The sequence below is a fragment of the Gemmatimonadales bacterium genome, from assembly GCA_036265815.1.
GTDB lineage: Bacteria > Gemmatimonadota > Gemmatimonadetes > Gemmatimonadales > GWC2-71-9 > CAVVWJ01.
Window position 1 is genome coordinate 103,361 of record DATAOI010000049.1, and the last position, 15,043, is coordinate 118,403.

Annotated in this window: 31 protein-coding genes; 6 read left to right on the top strand and 25 right to left on the bottom strand. The window is 71.6% G+C overall.

Going from position 1 to position 15,043, the window contains the following annotated elements; all coding sequences use genetic code 11:
* Window positions 1-5 precede the first annotated feature (5 nt).
* From VHR41_10670 to VHR41_10685, 4 genes are read right to left on the bottom strand one after another with little or no spacing between them, the layout of a single operon-like run.
* Window positions 6-419 (bottom strand): heme-binding protein, encoded by a 414-nt coding sequence (locus VHR41_10670; protein HEX3234650.1) that lies wholly within the window; start codon window positions 417-419, stop codon window positions 6-8.
* Window positions 420-459: 40 nt separating this feature from the next.
* Window positions 460-987 carry a hypothetical protein gene (locus VHR41_10675; GenBank protein HEX3234651.1) on the bottom strand — a complete coding sequence of 176 codons (528 nt, stop codon included), beginning with the start codon at window positions 985-987 and terminating at the stop codon, window positions 460-462.
* A 29-nt stretch (window positions 988-1,016) separates the two neighbouring features.
* The gene (locus tag VHR41_10680; protein ID HEX3234652.1) at window positions 1,017-1,358 is read right to left on the bottom strand and encodes a YbjQ family protein; all 342 of its coding nucleotides are present in this window, start codon (window positions 1,356-1,358) and stop codon (window positions 1,017-1,019) included.
* Window positions 1,355-1,912 carry a GNAT family protein gene (locus VHR41_10685; GenBank protein HEX3234653.1) on the bottom strand — a complete coding sequence of 186 codons (558 nt, stop codon included), beginning with the start codon at window positions 1,910-1,912 and terminating at the stop codon, window positions 1,355-1,357. The genes VHR41_10680 and VHR41_10685 overlap by 4 nt, the downstream gene beginning before the upstream one ends.
* Before the next feature lie 107 nt (window positions 1,913-2,019).
* Between VHR41_10685 and VHR41_10690 the strand changes: the two genes are divergently transcribed.
* Both VHR41_10690 and VHR41_10695 read left to right on the top strand, forming a co-directional pair.
* Window positions 2,020-2,181 carry a hypothetical protein gene (locus tag VHR41_10690; protein ID HEX3234654.1) on the top strand — a complete coding sequence of 54 codons (162 nt, stop codon included), beginning with the start codon at window positions 2,020-2,022 and terminating at the stop codon, window positions 2,179-2,181.
* Between the two features lie 93 nt (window positions 2,182-2,274).
* Window positions 2,275-2,787, top strand: a complete 513-nt coding sequence (locus VHR41_10695; protein ID HEX3234655.1) for an OsmC family protein — start codon at window positions 2,275-2,277, stop codon at window positions 2,785-2,787.
* Here VHR41_10695 and VHR41_10700 read toward each other — a convergent pair.
* From VHR41_10700 to VHR41_10800, 21 genes are all read right to left on the bottom strand, one after another.
* Window positions 2,775-3,311 carry a GNAT family protein gene (locus VHR41_10700; GenBank protein ID HEX3234656.1) on the bottom strand — a complete coding sequence of 179 codons (537 nt, stop codon included), beginning with the start codon at window positions 3,309-3,311 and terminating at the stop codon, window positions 2,775-2,777. The two genes, VHR41_10695 and VHR41_10700, sit on opposite strands and share 13 nt — an antisense overlap.
* An 11-nt stretch (window positions 3,312-3,322) precedes the next feature.
* Entirely contained in the window at window positions 3,323-4,108 is a 786-nt protein-coding gene (locus tag VHR41_10705; GenBank protein ID HEX3234657.1) for an MBL fold metallo-hydrolase, read from the bottom strand.
* Window positions 4,105-4,419 carry a YciI-like protein gene (locus tag VHR41_10710; GenBank protein ID HEX3234658.1) on the bottom strand — a complete coding sequence of 105 codons (315 nt, stop codon included), beginning with the start codon at window positions 4,417-4,419 and terminating at the stop codon, window positions 4,105-4,107. The genes VHR41_10705 and VHR41_10710 overlap by 4 nt, the downstream gene beginning before the upstream one ends.
* A gap of 13 nt (window positions 4,420-4,432) precedes the next feature.
* Window positions 4,433-4,834 carry a hypothetical protein gene (locus VHR41_10715; protein HEX3234659.1) on the bottom strand — a complete coding sequence of 134 codons (402 nt, stop codon included), beginning with the start codon at window positions 4,832-4,834 and terminating at the stop codon, window positions 4,433-4,435.
* 38 nt (window positions 4,835-4,872) lie between these two features.
* Window positions 4,873-5,190: a hypothetical protein gene (locus VHR41_10720; GenBank protein ID HEX3234660.1), complete on the bottom strand. Its 318-nt coding sequence runs from the start codon at window positions 5,188-5,190 to the stop codon at window positions 4,873-4,875.
* 7 nt (window positions 5,191-5,197) lie between these two features.
* Window positions 5,198-5,620, bottom strand: coding sequence for a hypothetical protein (locus VHR41_10725; GenBank protein ID HEX3234661.1), 423 nt, complete (start codon window positions 5,618-5,620; stop codon window positions 5,198-5,200).
* The gene (locus VHR41_10730) at window positions 5,595-6,098 is read right to left on the bottom strand and encodes a hypothetical protein (protein ID HEX3234662.1); all 504 of its coding nucleotides are present in this window, start codon (window positions 6,096-6,098) and stop codon (window positions 5,595-5,597) included. The genes VHR41_10725 and VHR41_10730 overlap by 26 nt, the downstream gene beginning before the upstream one ends.
* Complete coding sequence (locus VHR41_10735; protein HEX3234663.1) at window positions 6,095-6,286, bottom strand: DUF3565 domain-containing protein; 192 nt, start codon at window positions 6,284-6,286, stop codon at window positions 6,095-6,097. The genes VHR41_10730 and VHR41_10735 overlap by 4 nt, the downstream gene beginning before the upstream one ends.
* Window positions 6,287-6,670 carry a hypothetical protein gene (locus tag VHR41_10740; GenBank protein HEX3234664.1) on the bottom strand — a complete coding sequence of 128 codons (384 nt, stop codon included), beginning with the start codon at window positions 6,668-6,670 and terminating at the stop codon, window positions 6,287-6,289.
* Window positions 6,667-7,023 carry a GNAT family N-acetyltransferase gene (locus VHR41_10745; protein HEX3234665.1) on the bottom strand — a complete coding sequence of 119 codons (357 nt, stop codon included), beginning with the start codon at window positions 7,021-7,023 and terminating at the stop codon, window positions 6,667-6,669. The genes VHR41_10740 and VHR41_10745 overlap by 4 nt, the downstream gene beginning before the upstream one ends.
* Before the next feature lie 92 nt (window positions 7,024-7,115).
* Window positions 7,116-7,466, bottom strand: coding sequence for a hypothetical protein (locus VHR41_10750; protein ID HEX3234666.1), 351 nt, complete (start codon window positions 7,464-7,466; stop codon window positions 7,116-7,118).
* A 117-nt stretch (window positions 7,467-7,583) separates the two neighbouring features.
* The gene (locus tag VHR41_10755) at window positions 7,584-7,958 is read right to left on the bottom strand and encodes a hypothetical protein (protein ID HEX3234667.1); all 375 of its coding nucleotides are present in this window, start codon (window positions 7,956-7,958) and stop codon (window positions 7,584-7,586) included.
* Between the two features lie 10 nt (window positions 7,959-7,968).
* Window positions 7,969-8,868 (bottom strand): MOSC domain-containing protein, encoded by a 900-nt coding sequence (locus VHR41_10760; protein HEX3234668.1) that lies wholly within the window; start codon window positions 8,866-8,868, stop codon window positions 7,969-7,971.
* Window positions 8,869-8,871: 3 nt separating this feature from the next.
* Complete coding sequence (locus VHR41_10765; protein HEX3234669.1) at window positions 8,872-9,105, bottom strand: hypothetical protein; 234 nt, start codon at window positions 9,103-9,105, stop codon at window positions 8,872-8,874.
* Between the two features lie 83 nt (window positions 9,106-9,188).
* Complete coding sequence (locus VHR41_10770) at window positions 9,189-9,395, bottom strand: hypothetical protein (protein ID HEX3234670.1); 207 nt, start codon at window positions 9,393-9,395, stop codon at window positions 9,189-9,191.
* Window positions 9,392-9,925, bottom strand: a complete 534-nt coding sequence (locus tag VHR41_10775; GenBank protein HEX3234671.1) for a DUF488 domain-containing protein — start codon at window positions 9,923-9,925, stop codon at window positions 9,392-9,394. Before VHR41_10775 ends, VHR41_10770 begins: the two co-directional genes overlap by 4 nt.
* Window positions 9,926-9,969: 44 nt before the next feature.
* A complete protein-coding gene (locus VHR41_10780; protein HEX3234672.1) occupies window positions 9,970-10,299 on the bottom strand; it encodes an EthD family reductase in 330 nt (109 codons plus the stop codon).
* Between the two features lie 37 nt (window positions 10,300-10,336).
* Window positions 10,337-10,909 (bottom strand): G/U mismatch-specific DNA glycosylase, encoded by a 573-nt coding sequence (gene mug, locus VHR41_10785; GenBank protein HEX3234673.1) that lies wholly within the window; start codon window positions 10,907-10,909, stop codon window positions 10,337-10,339.
* On the bottom strand, window positions 10,909-11,826 hold the full coding sequence (locus VHR41_10790; GenBank protein ID HEX3234674.1) for a flavin reductase: 918 nt from the start codon (window positions 11,824-11,826) through the stop codon (window positions 10,909-10,911). The genes mug and VHR41_10790 overlap by 1 nt, the downstream gene beginning before the upstream one ends.
* Complete coding sequence (locus VHR41_10795; protein HEX3234675.1) at window positions 11,823-12,281, bottom strand: SgcJ/EcaC family oxidoreductase; 459 nt, start codon at window positions 12,279-12,281, stop codon at window positions 11,823-11,825. The genes VHR41_10790 and VHR41_10795 overlap by 4 nt, the downstream gene beginning before the upstream one ends.
* 148 nt (window positions 12,282-12,429) lie before the next feature.
* The gene (locus VHR41_10800; GenBank protein ID HEX3234676.1) at window positions 12,430-13,044 is read right to left on the bottom strand and encodes a hypothetical protein; all 615 of its coding nucleotides are present in this window, start codon (window positions 13,042-13,044) and stop codon (window positions 12,430-12,432) included.
* Window positions 13,045-13,267: 223 nt separating this feature from the next.
* Here VHR41_10800 and VHR41_10805 point away from each other — a divergent pair, with 223 nt between their 5' ends.
* The 4 genes from VHR41_10805 to VHR41_10820 form a co-directional block, all read left to right on the top strand.
* Complete coding sequence (locus VHR41_10805; GenBank protein ID HEX3234677.1) at window positions 13,268-13,492, top strand: hypothetical protein; 225 nt, start codon at window positions 13,268-13,270, stop codon at window positions 13,490-13,492.
* A gap of 79 nt (window positions 13,493-13,571) precedes the next feature.
* Entirely contained in the window at window positions 13,572-14,093 is a 522-nt protein-coding gene (locus VHR41_10810) for a DinB family protein (GenBank protein ID HEX3234678.1), read from the top strand.
* 13 nt (window positions 14,094-14,106) lie between these two features.
* A complete protein-coding gene (locus tag VHR41_10815; protein ID HEX3234679.1) occupies window positions 14,107-14,619 on the top strand; it encodes a hypothetical protein in 513 nt (170 codons plus the stop codon).
* Window positions 14,616-15,043 (top strand): hypothetical protein (locus tag VHR41_10820; protein ID HEX3234680.1); only part of this gene is annotated, 428 nt, incomplete at its 3' end. The genes VHR41_10815 and VHR41_10820, both read left to right, overlap by 4 nt.

Genomic DNA, 15,043 nt, shown 5'->3' on the forward strand with positions numbered 1-15,043 from the left:
GCCGGTCAATTGCCGAGGGCCGCGTGCCCGGCAGCCGCGACCTCGCCATCCTGAGCCGAGGCCATGCCGCTGACGCCGATGGCGCCGATCACGGCCCCGTCGACTCGGATCGGCACGCCGCCTTCGAGCGCGACGATACCGGGAAGCGTGAGCAGGGCTGTGCGCCCGCCGGCAATTCCGTCCTCGAGCGCTTTCGTGGGACGGTGCAGGAGCGCGGCCGTGCGCGCCTTGCGGACGGCGATTTCCCGGCTCGCCGGCTGGGTGTCGTCCAGACAGTGGAGAAGGATCAGCCCGCCGCCGGCGTCCACCACCGCAATGGCGACCGTCCAGTCTCGCTCGATCGCAAAGCGCTCGGCGGCAGCGGCCATCGCCTTGGCAGCGTCGAGGGTGAGCGCGCGAACCGTGCGCAGGTGAGTCATCCCTGACAATCCTTTCCCTGGTGTGGCGAGTGCCCGGCGCTCACGGCACGTAACGCGCGACAGCCATCGCAACGGTGGCGAGCAGGAGCAGCCCCGCCCCGAGCCCGCTGGCGCGCGCGACCTTCCGCTGGGTGCGTTCGATGGTGGCGATCTCCTCCGGTGTGGGCGGGCGCCCGGCCGACTGCAGCCGAGCCGTTAGCATGCCGAGCTGTTTCGCCGCGGGGCTGATGATGCCGATCCCGAGGAGGAGCGCGACCAGCGCCAGTGCGCCGCCCAGGCCGAACACCCGACCCTCACCCGATGCCAGCCACGCCGCCGAGGTGAACCCCGCCGAGTCGCGCCAGTAGAGCGCGAGCCCGGAGAGCACCGTGAGGGCGCCAGCGCCCAACAACCAGAGCGGCATCCGCCGCACTTCGCCGACCTGGTACATGACAGGCCCGGCAGCCGGACCGGCCGCGCGGAGACTCGGGAGGAGGAAGGCGGCGAGAAAGACCACCGTGCCCACCCAGAATGCGCCGGAGACGATGTGCGCGATGCGGAGAATGTGCATGCCGACCAGACTATCCATGGATGCCGCGCTCCGATGAGGGGAGACCTTCAGGATGCCGTGTCGATCGGTTCGACCACGACGGCGGTGCCATAGCAGAGGACTTCGGTCACGCCCGACATGATCTCGGTCGCGTCGTAGCGCACGCCCACGACGGCGTTCGCCCCGCGCCGCTGCGCCTGGGCGAGGAGAATGTCGAAGGCATCGGCTCGCGCCCGCTCGCACAGGGTCGTGAGAATGGAGATATGGCCGCCGATGAGCGTTTCGACCTTGGCGCCGATGGTGCCGAGCAAGGAGCGGGAACGCACAGTGACGCCGCGCACCACCCCAAGCGACCGCACGACGTGATAGCCGTCGAGGGTAAACGCCGTGGAGGTCATTTCTTCGTTCATGCGGTCCACTCCCGGTCCAGGATTCCATAGATGACGTGATCCACGAAGCGGTCGGTGATCCAGTGCGACTCCCGGCGGATGCCTTCCTCCTGAAAACCGAGCCGCCGGGCCACGGCCCGGCTGGCGGTGTTCCGCACGGCGCACTGGAGCTCGATGCGATGCACCCGCTCCGCGGTAAAGAGGCGCGCCACCGCCCAGCGCGCGGCCCCGGTGGCGAGACCGCGGCCGGTGAAGTTTGCGCCCAGCCAGTAGCCTACCTCGGCGTTCCGGTTGTCCCGGTCGATGTACCAGCAGACCACCCCGCCCGCCAGTGCGCCCCCGACCCGGATGCCGCAGTGGAAGCCGTCTCCGGCGGCGAGCTTGCGCTGGAACCGCGCGATCAGCGCCTCGACATCGGCCAGCGTCCGGATGGAAGCCGACCAGCGGAGCCAGCGGTCGAGATGTGCCCGGTTCGCCGCGACGAGGGCGTGTACCTCGGTGGCGTCGCGCGCGTCGAGCGGCGTGGGCTCGATGTCGTTCACCCGGCGCTCACCGGGCGTGAGGAGGCCCGGCACATCGGCTTCTCCCGGAAGGTGACGGTCGTTACGGTAGACCACGGCGGATGACGTATCCTGGGCGCAGCCGCCCCTGGTGGGCGCAGACAACTTTCCTGGGGGTGAATATGGCGAACCGCGATGCTCCGCGTGGCCTGTTCCGCTATGGTGTCGGCGTCCTGATCCTGATCGTGATCGCCCTGATCATATACGCGGTGACGCGGGGCGCCGTGACGCCCGGACCCCGGGCGGTCGTAGACTCGACCGTCGTCCCGAAGGTACGGCCGTAGCTCGGGCCCGGTCCCCCGCCCCGCGATCCCGCGGCCTTGGCCGGCGCGCGGGACCGGCCTAGCGTTCGGCATCCCCGAACCGGAGCCCTGGACGTGCGTGCCGACGAGTTGCGTGCCCTGCAGAGTCCCCTCAAGGAACAGTACCGACGTGAGCCGGAGACAGCGGTGGTGACGCTCCGCGCCGCCGCGCGACTTGATGAAACGGCCGTGAGCTGCCACGTCGACACCGGCCGGGCGATGGTGGAGGCGGGCCTGCATCCCGCCACGGGCGGCACCGGACAGCTCGCCTGCTCGGGCGACCTGCTGCTGCAGGCGCTCGTCGCGTGTGCCGGCGTGACGTTGCGGGCGGTGGCGACCGCGCTCGGGATCCCGATCCGCGGCGGGGAGGTGCGGGCGGAGGGTGAGCTCGACTTTCGCGGGACGCTCGGCGTGAGCAAGGAAGTGCCCGTCGGTTTCCGCGCGATCCGGCTCGAGTTCACGCTCGACACCGAGGCCGGCGCGGAGCAGCTCGCCAGCCTGCTCAAGCTGACGGAACGGTACTGCGTCGTACTGCAGACCCTGCGCACACCGCCCGAGTTGAGCGTCGCATGCGATCATGGGCGGTGATGCCGCCCCTGGACGCGCCAGTCCTCGGACAGGAGGGCCCAGTGCTCGTGGTCCCGCCAACGGCCCGCCACCTTCAGGTACCGGGGCGAACATCCCTCGCGGCGGAAGCCGGCCCGCCGAACGAGCGCGAGCGATGCCGCGTTGCCGGGCTGCACGTTGGCCTCGACGCGATGCAGCCGCAGGCCGCCGAAGGCGAGCCGGAGCATCAGCCGCAATGCCTCCGTCATGTAGCCCTGGCCCTGGAACGGGGCGCCGATGTAGTAGCCCAGATAGCCGCTCTGGAACACGCCGCGCACGATCTCGGTGAGATTGATGGCGCCGAGGAGCGCGTCGTCCTCGCGGCGCCAGATGAGCCGGCAGGCCGCCGCCGGCGAGCGGCTCCGTTCCAGGTACTTCGCGAAGGCCACGGGCGTGCCCTCGGTTCCGACCCAGCCGGTGAAGGCCGTCCGGCTGACCCCGACGAGTGCGCACCACGCATCCTCGTCCGCCGGTCGCGGTGGCCGCAGCTCGACCCGGATGGACATGCGCGAACCGGTCAGCCGAGCGGCAGTGCGAGCGGCGCGCCCGGCACGGGGAGGCGCAGCCGATCCGACATGCCAGCCTCCGCAAACGCCCGCTCGAGCTCCACGCCGGACTCGGAGTAGTGTGCCCAGCCTTCGAAATGCAGGGGTACCACGATCGCGTCACTGAACGCCCGAGCCGCGGCGACCGCCTCCGCCGCGCTCAGGGTGAGCGTCGCGGGACCCACCTCCCTGACGCGGGCCGCGCCGGTGAAGAGCACTGCCACGTCGACGGTGAACCGTTGTCCAACTTCGGCGACGTCCTCGTACCACACGGTATCGCCCGAGACATAGATCGCGTGGTCCGGCCGGTCAATGAAGGCCAGCGCGAAGCCGATCACGGGCCCACGATCGCCGCCGGCCGGCCCGTGCCGTGCCGGCGTCGCGGTCACCAGGAGCCGGCGGCCGCCGCCGGCGGGCAGCTCCCGCGTCTCCCAGGCGGCGAGGCCGATCGCATGCCCTCCGAGGCGCCGGGCGCCCTCCGTCGTGGTGAGCACCACGGGCGCGCCGTTGACCACGCGGCGGCCGGCGACGTCGAGGTTGTCCGCGTGGTGGTCGTGGCTCAGGAGCACCGCGTCCACCGGTCCGAGCGATTCGGCCGGGAGCGCGGGCCCCCGCGTCTTCCGGAGCACGTAGGTTGGCGTGGGATATTCGCTGCCGGCGGCGTCGAAGGTCGGGTCCGTGAGGAGGCGGAGCCCGCCAAGGGCCAGCAGCGCCGTCGGCCCGCCGATGTAGGTCAGGCGGAGCGTGTCCGTCGTCACGCGCCTGGATCCCCGGGTGGGAGCGGCACCGCTGCGAGCGGGCCGGCCACCGTCACCCAGGGTCGCACCCGCCAGCTCCGCACCAGACCATGCCGGACGTACGGGTCCCCGGCCGCGAACAGCTCGGCGGCGGCGGGACTCTCTCCCTGGAAGAGCAGCACCGCCGCGTCGACCGGTTCCTGGAGCGCGCCGCCCAGGACGAGCTCCCCGCGCTCGGCGAAGGACCGCGCGTGTGCCAGGTGGGCCGCGCGGTGGGGCTGGCGGAGTGTCACGTAGTCGTCCACCAGGTCGTAGAAGAGCAGGTAGTGCATCACGCCGAAATTCCTATTGGCGACCGAAGTGCCAGTCGGTGAACAGTCCGATCCAAACCATCACGGCCGACAGGAGCAGATACAGAAACGCGGTGGCCTCGTCGCCGATCAGCCCGCGAAGCCAGCGCGCCTTGTAGTCCTCCCAGAACCACCATGGGCGGATCACGGTCGAGAGCCCGAGGAGTACTCCCAGACCTGCCCACAGCGCCCGATCCCGCTGCCGGCCGAGCGAGTCGGCCGCGAGCCACACAGCGGCGAGCGAGAGCAGGGAGATTCCGGTCAGGATGAGCCTGCCCCGCCACGGACGGCGCTCCGCCGGCGCGGCAACCGTCACCGTCTCCCCTCGCCAGGCGCGGAGCGCGAGCAGCAGAAAGGCGAGGCTCACGGCACTGAAACCGAAGACCCAAAGCAGCATCGGTGACTCCGGGGAGGGCGGCGCGTCGCTCCGACCGGTCAACGCCGCAGGCTCAGCACGACCACCGCGAGCACGCCGGCGACGGCGAGGAAGCGAAGCGCGAGCAGGAGCCCGCGCGGCGCGCCCATGACACCGGCGAACACCAGCGCGGTCATCACCACCAGACTCGCGGCCATGCACGCGAGGCGCCAGCCTTCGAGCCGCCAGCGGCTGGCCAGCCGATCCGACCCCGACGAACCGCCGGGCGGCAGCAGCTCGCGAAGGCGCCGCCACCGGCGGTACCCATGCTGAAGCACCAGCACGCACAGGACCGCGAAGAAGACGAACAACATCCACCAGGCCCGGAAGTCGGGCAAGCGCCGCTCAGACCGCGGGCCGACGGAACACGGCCCGCACTCCCGGCGTGAGCAGCATGGCCACGGCCGCCCCCAGACACACGAGCGAGCCCGCGAGCACGAGCTGGAAGCCGCTGGGCGGCAGCCAGTAGAGATCGTCCCGCTGCACCACGAGCGTCGTGAGGGCGCCGGCCGCGAGCCAGAACACTCCCATCACCAACCCGAGCCACCAGGCCCAGCGACGCCCGCGGAGCAGCCCCCACGCGACGATGCCGGCGCCGATCACCTGGATCAGCACCGGCACCCATCCCCGGGGCGAACCCCATCCCCCGCCCCGGAGCACCACGGCCGCGTTGACAAAGGCGCTCACGCCGTACAGCGCGAAGAGCGCGGCCGCGAGCTTCACCCCGCCCGGAGCGCGCCGGTCACTGGCCGTGATGGGCCGCGGCATGGTGATCCTCACGCTGAAAGGCCAGGAACGCGTGGATGGCGCGCACCGCCTCAGGGTCGCCGCTGCGGACTCGAACGGCGGCGCCGCGCGGAAGCGACTCGACGGTGTAGGTGATGAGATCGCGCCGGGCGCTCATGGCGTCCGTGCCCGGCACGGCGCGGGCGTGCACGAGGCCGGGCAGTTGGAAGTCGCCGCCGGCGAACTGCCGTGCAATCTGCTCCATGTGCCCGCGGATGCGTGTAATCCCTGCGGTATCGTCGGTGTCCCGCTCCAGCGCGATCCGGCCGCCGTCGGGCAGTGGCTCGAACACGTGGCTGGAGGTGTACTGGTCCACACCCATCGCGACTTCGCCACGGGCCTGAACGCCGGCGTAGGCCGGGTCGTCATGCGCCGCCGCTCGGCGCGCCGCGGCCTGGTCGCCGGCGGGCCGGCACGACACGACTCCGAACAGCACGGCCGCCGCGAACAGACGCATCACCTGCCCTCCTCGCACCGCCGGCACTCGAGCGTCGTGCCGAGCCGGCCGGCCCGGCCCTCGGGGGACACGACCCAGGGACGGACCTGCCACGGCGGGTCGTGTCGCACATGCTGGGTGTGGCCGCACTCCAGCTCGGCCACCCAATCTCGCTCGTCGTCCTGATGAAAGCCCACGATCCTGCGCCTCACTCAGACGGCACCACTCCGGCCAAGCCGCAGCCATACCCGCAGCGCCGACCAATGTGCCGCTCCGATCGTGATCCCGGTCAACGCCGCCGCGCCCGTCTCGCGGGTCAGCAGCCATTCGGCGGCGACGAGCTCCATGACGACGCCGGCGCCCAGTCCCGCCAGCGCGAACGGCCACAGCGCGACATGCGCCGCGCGGCGGCCGAAAGCCACCACGCCGCACGTGTACGCCAGCAGCCCGCTGCCGATGGTGAACACCAGCCGCGACTCGCGCGCGGCAGCGCTGTACCAGAGCACCATGCCTCCGATCAGCAGTACGACCACCGTCGTCCCGAGCATCTCCACGCTGGTGAGCCAGCCCGGCTCGCGGGGCCGGTCGCCCGTCACGCAGCCGGCCCCGGCAGGTGCTTTCGGTAGGCGTGCTGCGTCTTGACCCTCGCGTAGCCCAGGCGTTCATAGAAGGGGTGGGACTCGGACCGTGCCACATTGCTGCGGACGGCCATCAGCCCCAGGCCGCGTGCCTTCGCCCAGCTTTCGGCCGCGTCCACGAGCCGGCGTCCCAGCCCCTGGCCTCGGTACTCCGCATCCACGACCAGCCCGAGGATCTCACAGCGCCGGCCGGACTCCAGCAGCTCCTGCTCGGCAGCGTGCAGCCAACCAACGATCCCGCGCGGCGGCAGCTCGGCTACGAGGAGGAGGTCGTCCGCGCGCCCCAGCAGCCGCTCGAGTCGAGCGCCCATCATCTCCGGGGCGACCGGATAACCCAGGACTCCGCTGAGCTCCGCGAGCCGAGCGCCATCCCGCGAAACCGCGCGCCGGATGACCGGTGGGCTCAGGCCGCCTGCCCCGTATGCACGGCGATGGTGGCCTGGAGCCGCGCGGCGGCCTGCTGGACCTCGGGCCACTCCGGGTACCCTGCCCCCACGGCACCCGTGCTCAGCTCGGTCGTGAGCGCCCGACACATTTCGGCGGCGCGACGGAGCCGGAAGCGCTCGGCCACGGCGCGCGGCTCCTCGGTGCCGGCAGCGCTGAGCAGACTCCAGACCCGAAGCCTGATATCGTCCACGACGCTCTTGAACTCCGGCAGACCTTCCGGGGCCACCTCTCCTCGCTCCAGGCGGGCCTCCAGCCCATGCAGAATGTTGCGCATGCTGGAGAGCTCGTCCTGCACGCTGTGCGACACGCCATGACCTCCTCGGAGTATTGTGAGGCTTGCGATAACGCGATCGGGAGCGCCCTTCAGCCTAGCGGCGCCAGCGGCGGGCGGAAAGGGGCCGGCCTGCCGGATGGGGCGTGCCCCTCAGTCGCCGAGCGAGCTGAGCGGCACCAGGCTCTCGAACGGCTCGTAGACGAACGTGAGGCTCTCATCCGTCAGCAGCCAGCGGCGCGCGAGGAGCGCCCGGACGGCGCGCTGTGCCGCCTCCAGCATGGTCGGCGGCAGGCGGAGTGATGCGAGTTGGGCATCGAGCTCCTCGAGCAGCCCACCGAGCCGCTCCCGGTCGGGCTCGGGAGCGTTGCCGAGCGCCGCCGCGACGTTGTTCCAGGCACTCAGGTACGGATCACGCCCGGGCGTCGGCGGAACGGCGGGCCGCAGCTCGCCGCTCGAGCGCCGCGAGAGGCGCTCGACGAACTGGCGGGCCGCCGCGGCCTCGGCCCATGCGCTCTCCCAGTTCATTTTGGCCGGCCTAGGCCGGGCCACGCTGGAGCTGGTCCAGGAGACGCTCTCCGAGCTCCTGCCGGCGCACGAGGACGTGTCGCAGATCGTGCTGCTCGGTCCGTGCGATCTCGCGCTGGAGCTCGGGCAGATAGGCCTCGAGGAGCTCGCGGAGCGTGACGGTCTCCCGGTCGTCGAGTACGAGCTGCATGGATCGATCTCCTGTTCTGGGGGCGCTGGGTGATGGATGCTCAGCGAGCCGGTCCCGGCGAAACCCCTCCTTCGCGAGGCGGTACCGCCAGTCGGCGGCGAGCGCGGGACAGTTGAGCAGGACGATCGCCTCGCGCGGCTCGCGCTCGCGGTTGGCCATGGCCGCCGCGGCCCGGCGCACCGTCAGCTCGGGATGGCTGCGAGCCGCGAGCACGACCGGCGCGCCCACCTCGAGCGCCCCCGGCGTCAGCACCCGCAGGTACCAGCCGGACCGGCCGGTGGCGCGGATGCGCCGCATCAGGTCGTCTCGCCGGTTGTGCCACGCCACGCGGTTGCAGGGGCTCCGGGGCTTGCTGACCTCGAGGAGCGCGTCGCCGATCGCCCACTGGTCTCCGAGGCACACGCTCTCCTCATCCGCACCCGCGACGGTCAGGTTCTCGCCGAAGCTGCCGATCGGCACCTCGGCCCGGCCCCACTCCGCGCACCAGCGGGGGTAGTGGCTCGCCGCATAGGCCAGCACCGCCTGTTCCGGTCCGCCGTGGGCTCGATGGTCGGCGACCTCGTCACCCGCCAGTCCGTGTCTGTCGAGCCAGACCGGTCCGGCCACCGGCTCCTTCCCGATGGCGCTCGTGAAGACCTCGTGCGCGGGATCCTCGGCGCCGGGAATCACGTAGGTCTTCGGCCGGCCGACCCGCAGGGAGACGATCCGCAGGTCGGCCACGGGTCAGGCGTGGTCCGCGACGGCGGTGACACCCTCGTGCCGCGCGCAGTGCGCGCAACAGTAGAAGGTATTGTTGGCCTCGATCCCGTGCCCCAGGATCCTGCAGCCGCAATGGGCGCAAATGGGCGCGAGCCGGTGGATGGCGCACTCGAAGCTGTCGAACGTATGCGTCTGGCCCGCCGCGACGACCTGAAAAGACAGATAGTAGTCGTTGCCGCAGACTTCACACTGAGCCATGAGACCCTCCTCGGTGCCGGGCAGCCCCGCGCCGCCCCTCCTGGAAGAGTGAACCAGCCGAAGCGCGCGCGCCAGCCATCGGCCTATGCGTCCGGCTCGCGAACCACTCCGGGCACCTGGCGGAGATCGAGATCCCGCATGGCCCCCACGGCGACTTCCCAGGCGCCCTCGCAGCAGAGCCCCCGGAGCGCGGCGTCCTCGTAGGCTTCGAGCGCGGCCTGGAGAAGCGTGGTCCGCACCCGCTCGGCCACGCGGCCACGCTCGTGCTCGTCCCACGGAGGCTTGGTCATGGATTCCTGTCCGGCTCGGGCGTCGCCGAGGCATAGCTCAGGCGGCCCCGGCGGATCGAGGCTGCCGAAGTGTAGGGGTGCAGCGCGGTAGTCCCCGGTCCCAGGATATGCCAGACGTCGCCCCCACTCCACCGGAGGACATCGGCGATGAGGCCGCGGTGGCAACGCCACCAGAGCGCCTCCGCGCACATGATCGCGGTCCGGAGCCCGAAGGCCATGCTTACCAGTTCGGTGAGGCCGTCGGCAAAGGGCTCCGTCAGCAGGTAGTCAGCGTATCCCCGAAAGCCGGCGTTGCGCCAGGCGGTGCTGGCGGAATCGGGCGCGGGGCGGCGGCGCCCGCCGAGCTCCGGGAGCCACCGGTACGCCAGCCCGTGCACGTCGAGGGCCGCGGCGAGCCGGTCGCGCCCGAATTGCGGCAGCCGGCGCGACCCGGGGTAGCGCCGCACATCGGCCACCGCCTCGATCTCGTGCTCGGCCAGCAGCGCGAGAAACTCGGCCTCGGTACGGGTCGAATGCCCGATGGTCCACACGCGAAGCCCTGCCAGCGGCTCGACGGGCCCCCGGACGCTCCCGCTCAGAAGGTCGTCGTCTCCTCGTCCGCGATCAGGAAGACGGGCGGTCCCCCGCTGGAGATCGAGATGGCGTGCGCCACCGCGCGTCCCGCCGGCTCGCCCGAAGCCGCCGCCTGCAGCGCCTGCAATGAGGGGAAGTGCAGCTCGGCAATCCGGGAGTACGGCGCCGGACCGCCGTCGGCCGTGCCCGTGATTCTCGACGCGACGAACTTGGTCATGCCCTTGAAGTTCGCCGGCGTCACCATGGGAGAGTGCTCTTCGCGATACAAGCGTTCGAACGTCGCCGGGTCGCGCGGCGTCGGGTAGAGGACGACCAGCTTCGCTCCTGGCATAACACCTCCGTCGTGGGGATGAGGACGATCTCGCCGATCAGCGGCGCCGCGTCACGAAGCGTCGCAGCGCTCCGAACGCCTCCGCCAGATCGGCGAGCTGGTGGTTCGCATTCAGTCCGCTGGGATTGGGCAGCACCCAGAGAGCCGCCGGGCCCAGCGACTCGGGCTGCCGGCCCACCACCGCGCCGGCCCGGCCGAACGCGGAGCGATAGGCGCCGATGCCCAGGACGGACACGCACGCCGGCCGATAGCGGCGCACCTTGCGCGCCAGCCGCGCGCGGCCGGCGCGCAGCTCGTGCGGACTCAGCTCGGCGGCAGTAGCCGTGGCGCGGGCGACGAGATTGGTGATGCCGAGGGCGCGCTCGAGCAGGCGGCGCTCCTCCCACGGCTGGAGCACGCGATCGGTGAAGCCGCTCGCATGCAGCGCCGGCCAGAACCGGTTCCCCGGCCGGGCGAAGTGGTGACCCGTCGCGCCGGAGTAAAGCCCCGGGTTGATTCCGCAGAAGAGCACGGCGAGTCCCGGGGCAATGAGATCCGGCACCGTTCGATTGGCGGCGGCCGCGACCTCCGCCCGGCTCGGCCGCCTGCCCTGACCGATGCCGGACCGCACTAGAACCGCGCGGGAAACAGCGCGCTGCTCCCGTCCATGTCACCGGTATCGGCGTAGCACAGCGGCCTCGCGTCCGGATCGAGGATCTGCCCGCCGAGCACGCGGCCCAGCACCAGCTCATGATCTCCGCTCTGCATGCGGCCGGCGGGTGCGCACTCGAGCCAGGCGAGCGCATCCTCCAGCATCGGCGCGCCGGTGCGGCCCGGGCGCCAGCGGACCCCTGCGAGCTTGTCCTGCTCCCGGCCGGAGTGGGTGCCGAACCGCCGAGCCAGGTCGAGCTGACCCTGCTTCAGCACGCTGACGGCGAAGCCCTCGCCCTCGGACAGGAGTCGATAGGACGCATTCTGCGGGTTGACGCTCAGTGCCACCAGCAGGGGATCGAACGATACCTGCATGAGCCACGCGGCGGTAAAGCCGTCGCGCTGTCCGCCGTGGGCGACGCCGACGACGTGCACGCCGACGGTCAAGCGGCCGAAGAGCGCCGCGATCGCGCCGCCGGTGTCCGTTTGCTCCGGTGCCCCGTGGCCGGGACGACTCACGGGCTGGAACAGCTCGATCGGATTGCCGGCGGGATCCTCCAGCAGGATCTGGCTCCCGCCGACGCCGGTCACGATGTCGTTGCGGAAGTGGGCGCCTGCCTTCCGCAGGGTCTCCACCTCACCGGCGAGATCGCCCACCTCGAGCTGAATGCGATTCCATCCACCGGGCTCGGGTCTCCGGCCATCGGGCATCGGCTGGGCACCGCCGCCCTGCCCGACCGGCGCGCTGAGGAGAAGCCGCAACGCTCCGCGCGAGAGCATCGCGAACGGCGGCGCCGGATGCATGTCGAGATGGAAGCCGAGGTGGCGAGTGTAGAACTCGATCGCGGAGTCCACGTCGTCCACGATGTAGCGGACGCTCGAGCCGGCCATGGTCATGTGCCCGGCACCCCCATGTCGGCCCAGATCCTCCAGCCGCCGTCCGCCTGCCGCTTCCAGAGCGTCACGTACCGGCCGCCGATGCGCTGTTCGGCCTTGCCCTTCGGGTGGAAGGCGTACGACCACGCTCCGGTCTCGTAGGCGACGTCGTCCACCAGCCAGACTTCGGCGGTCTCGATGCCCACCCGCACCGCACCGACCTCGGCGAGAAAGCGTGCGACATCGCTCGCGATCGCCTGGCGGCCCCGGATCACCTTGCCGCCCTCGTTCAGCCGCGCGCCGCCCGCATCGTAGACTCTGGCCAGCGCCTCGGCGTCGGATGCCAGAAACGCAGCCTTGTACGCGACGTTGCCGGCTTCGATGGCCTTCCGGGCGGCGGCGAGCTCGGCGGGCGGAGCCGTCTGCCCGGCCAGAGGGGGAGCGCACGCGAGGAGCAGCAGGAGCGTTCGGTACATGAGATTCATCGTTCGGCCCTCGCTGGATGGCCCGGACGGGGCGATTCGTGCCTGGCGCCGGCGCATGCGGGCCGGCCGTGGACCTCCCCAGGGACGCCGCAAGCCGTATCGGCTTCACACGTCTCCGAGGGAATTCCGGCCCGGGGCATCAGGTGGCGCCCTCCCCCAGTTTCACCTCGGCCCCATCAGGGAGGCCGTGGAGCCGGCGCGCCAGTTGGGCGAGCAATCGGCGCTGCTCGAGCGCGTCGACCGCCCGGAGCTCGCGAGTCGAGCCCTCCGCCTGGAGCACGAATGGCGGGAACGCCGCCAGCAACTGCCCGGGCCGGAGCTCGCCCCCAGCCTGGCGAAAAGTCAACAGAGGCTGATAGTCGAGCACCCGCTCGGGGTCGGTCGCAAGGGCCGTGAAGAACCCATCGAGTGACTCGGCGGCGTCGCTGATCTCGCCGAGCTCGCCATGCAGGCGAACGACGGCGCGTTCGCGCAGGAGAAACTGGTCGCCGAACGCATCCTCCGCGAACGGCACGTCCGAGGGCTGCACCTCCGCGAAGAGGTGGTGCAGCGCATCGGCCCCGTGCCACGCGTGACGAAGGGAGTGCCAGGCCGGGCCACGACAGGCGCCGCGCACGTGGAGACCACCCAGGTAGGCGACACAGCCGTTCCGGCCACGGAGCGCGTCCGCGAGTCCGGCGGGGAGCTGCGCCAGGACTTCCGGGTCATCGAGTGCCGGTCCACTGTACAGCAGGTGGGGCAGATCGAGGTGCATTCCCTGAGCTTTCGGGTCGGGGCAGGTCGTCACCCGCCACCGTCGCGGCACCCGGGGGTGGCGGCCACGTTGCCGCGGGTGCGATTTGATGCTCGGTTGACGGTCCATCTCCAGGTTCAAGTGCCAGCGTGATCGGTCACGGTCGGCCGCACCGTTGCCCGACACACGCAACGCAATCCGTCCCACCTCCAGCCCAGCTCCTCTCCTTCGCACGGACGCCCACGTGCCCGACGGCGATGCGCCGGCCGACCGTACCTTCCGCATCCGGCTCGCCAACCGGCTCACGGAGTTGCGCCTCGCGATCGACCTCGGCGAGATCAGAACCCGAGCGGCGTTCAAGGCGGCGCTCGAGCGCGACGGCAGCTTCACGGCGGGTGATCCACGCGTCCTGAAGGCATGCCGCGAGGCTGGCCTCACGGCATGGCTCCGCGGGCCCGGCTTTCCGTAAACGAAATGAACCTCAGGCGAAAGCACCAGCCTGGCCGTGCCCTGGTTCTCCGCCATTTCTCCGCCATTAGATTGCACCCATGAGTTCCCCACCCGAGGCGTGGCTTCGCGGTCCGCTGCCCGACATCCCGCTCGCGCTCATGCCGGCCGCGCACGCGCTGGTCCAGGCCCGCGAGGACATCACCGACGCTACCGCGGGCGCGGACGAGTCCGACCTCTGGGTCCGCCCCGGCGGCGCCGCGTCGGCGGGATTCCACCTTCGGCACCTGGCCGGGAGCCTCGACCGGCTGCTCGCGTACGCGCGCGGCGAGCGGCTCACCCCGGATCAGCTCGCCGCGCTCCGCCGAGAGGGTGAGGCGGGAGAGGAGACGATCGGCGAGCTCACCGCCGAGGCAACGGCTGCGATCGGTCGCGCGCTCGACCAGCTCCGCCGGACCCCGGCCACGGCGCTCGGTGAGAGCCGCCCCGTCGGCCGGGCAGCGCTGCCGGCCACCGTCATCGGCCTCCTGGCGCACGCCGCCGAGCACACGTCGCGGCACACGGGACAGCTCATCACCACGCTGAAAGTAGTCCGTGGTCTCCGCGCTATTCCGTCACCCTGAGCGCGGACGCACGATGCCCGGCGAAGCTCTTGCCATCTACCTGAACGACCACCTCGCCGGCTCGGTTGCTGCGCTCGAGCTGATCGATGGTCTGCTGGCCCACGAGGAAGGCCGGCCACTCGAGCGGACCCTCATCGGGCTCCGGCAGGAAATCACGCAGGACCAGGAGACCCTCAGCGGGATCCTGAGCCAGCTCGACGCGGACGAAAGCGCGCTCAAGCGCGCGGCGGCATGGCTTGCCGAGAAGGCGGGCCGGGCGAAACTGTCCCTCGCCGCCAGAGAACACCCGGCGCTGGCGCGACTCGAAGGGCTGGAGTCGCTCGCGCTGGGCATCCAGGGGAAGGCCGGACTCTGGCGCGCGCTGGCGGAGGTGGCCACGCACGATGCGCGGCTCGGCGGACACCAGTTCGGCACGCTCGAGATCCGCGCGGTGGCGCAGCACGCCATCGTGGAGCGCGAGCGCATCGCGGCGGCGCGCGAGGCGCTGGTGCAGCGGAGCGGGCCGGGCGAGGCGTTTCCAGGGTGACCGCTGCTTCGATTCGCGGTCGGCTCACCACGGCGGTGCTGGCCGGACTGCTGAGTCTGCCGGCCACCGCCGGCGCGCAGACCGCCGCCGACTCGGCGGCGAGCGCGGCCACCGGCGTCTACCCCGCCCCGCCTGTCGCTCCGGACACCGGCCGGTCTGCCGGCGATACCGCGCGCGCCCAATCACCGGCCCCGAGCGGTCCGCTCGTCGTGAACGTCGCGCCGCCCGACACGATCCTTATCGCCGCGTGTGCCGGCGCGCCGCCGGGCTCCATGGCCGAGGGCATCCTCGCCGTCGTGTTCCGGAACGGGAGCACGGACCGCGAAAAAGCCGCGGCGGCGAAGCTGGTCGGTGGCGTGCTGGCCGGCCCGGCCCCCGGAACCGGCGAGGAGTACGTGAGGCTGACCGCCGATGCTCCTCCCGC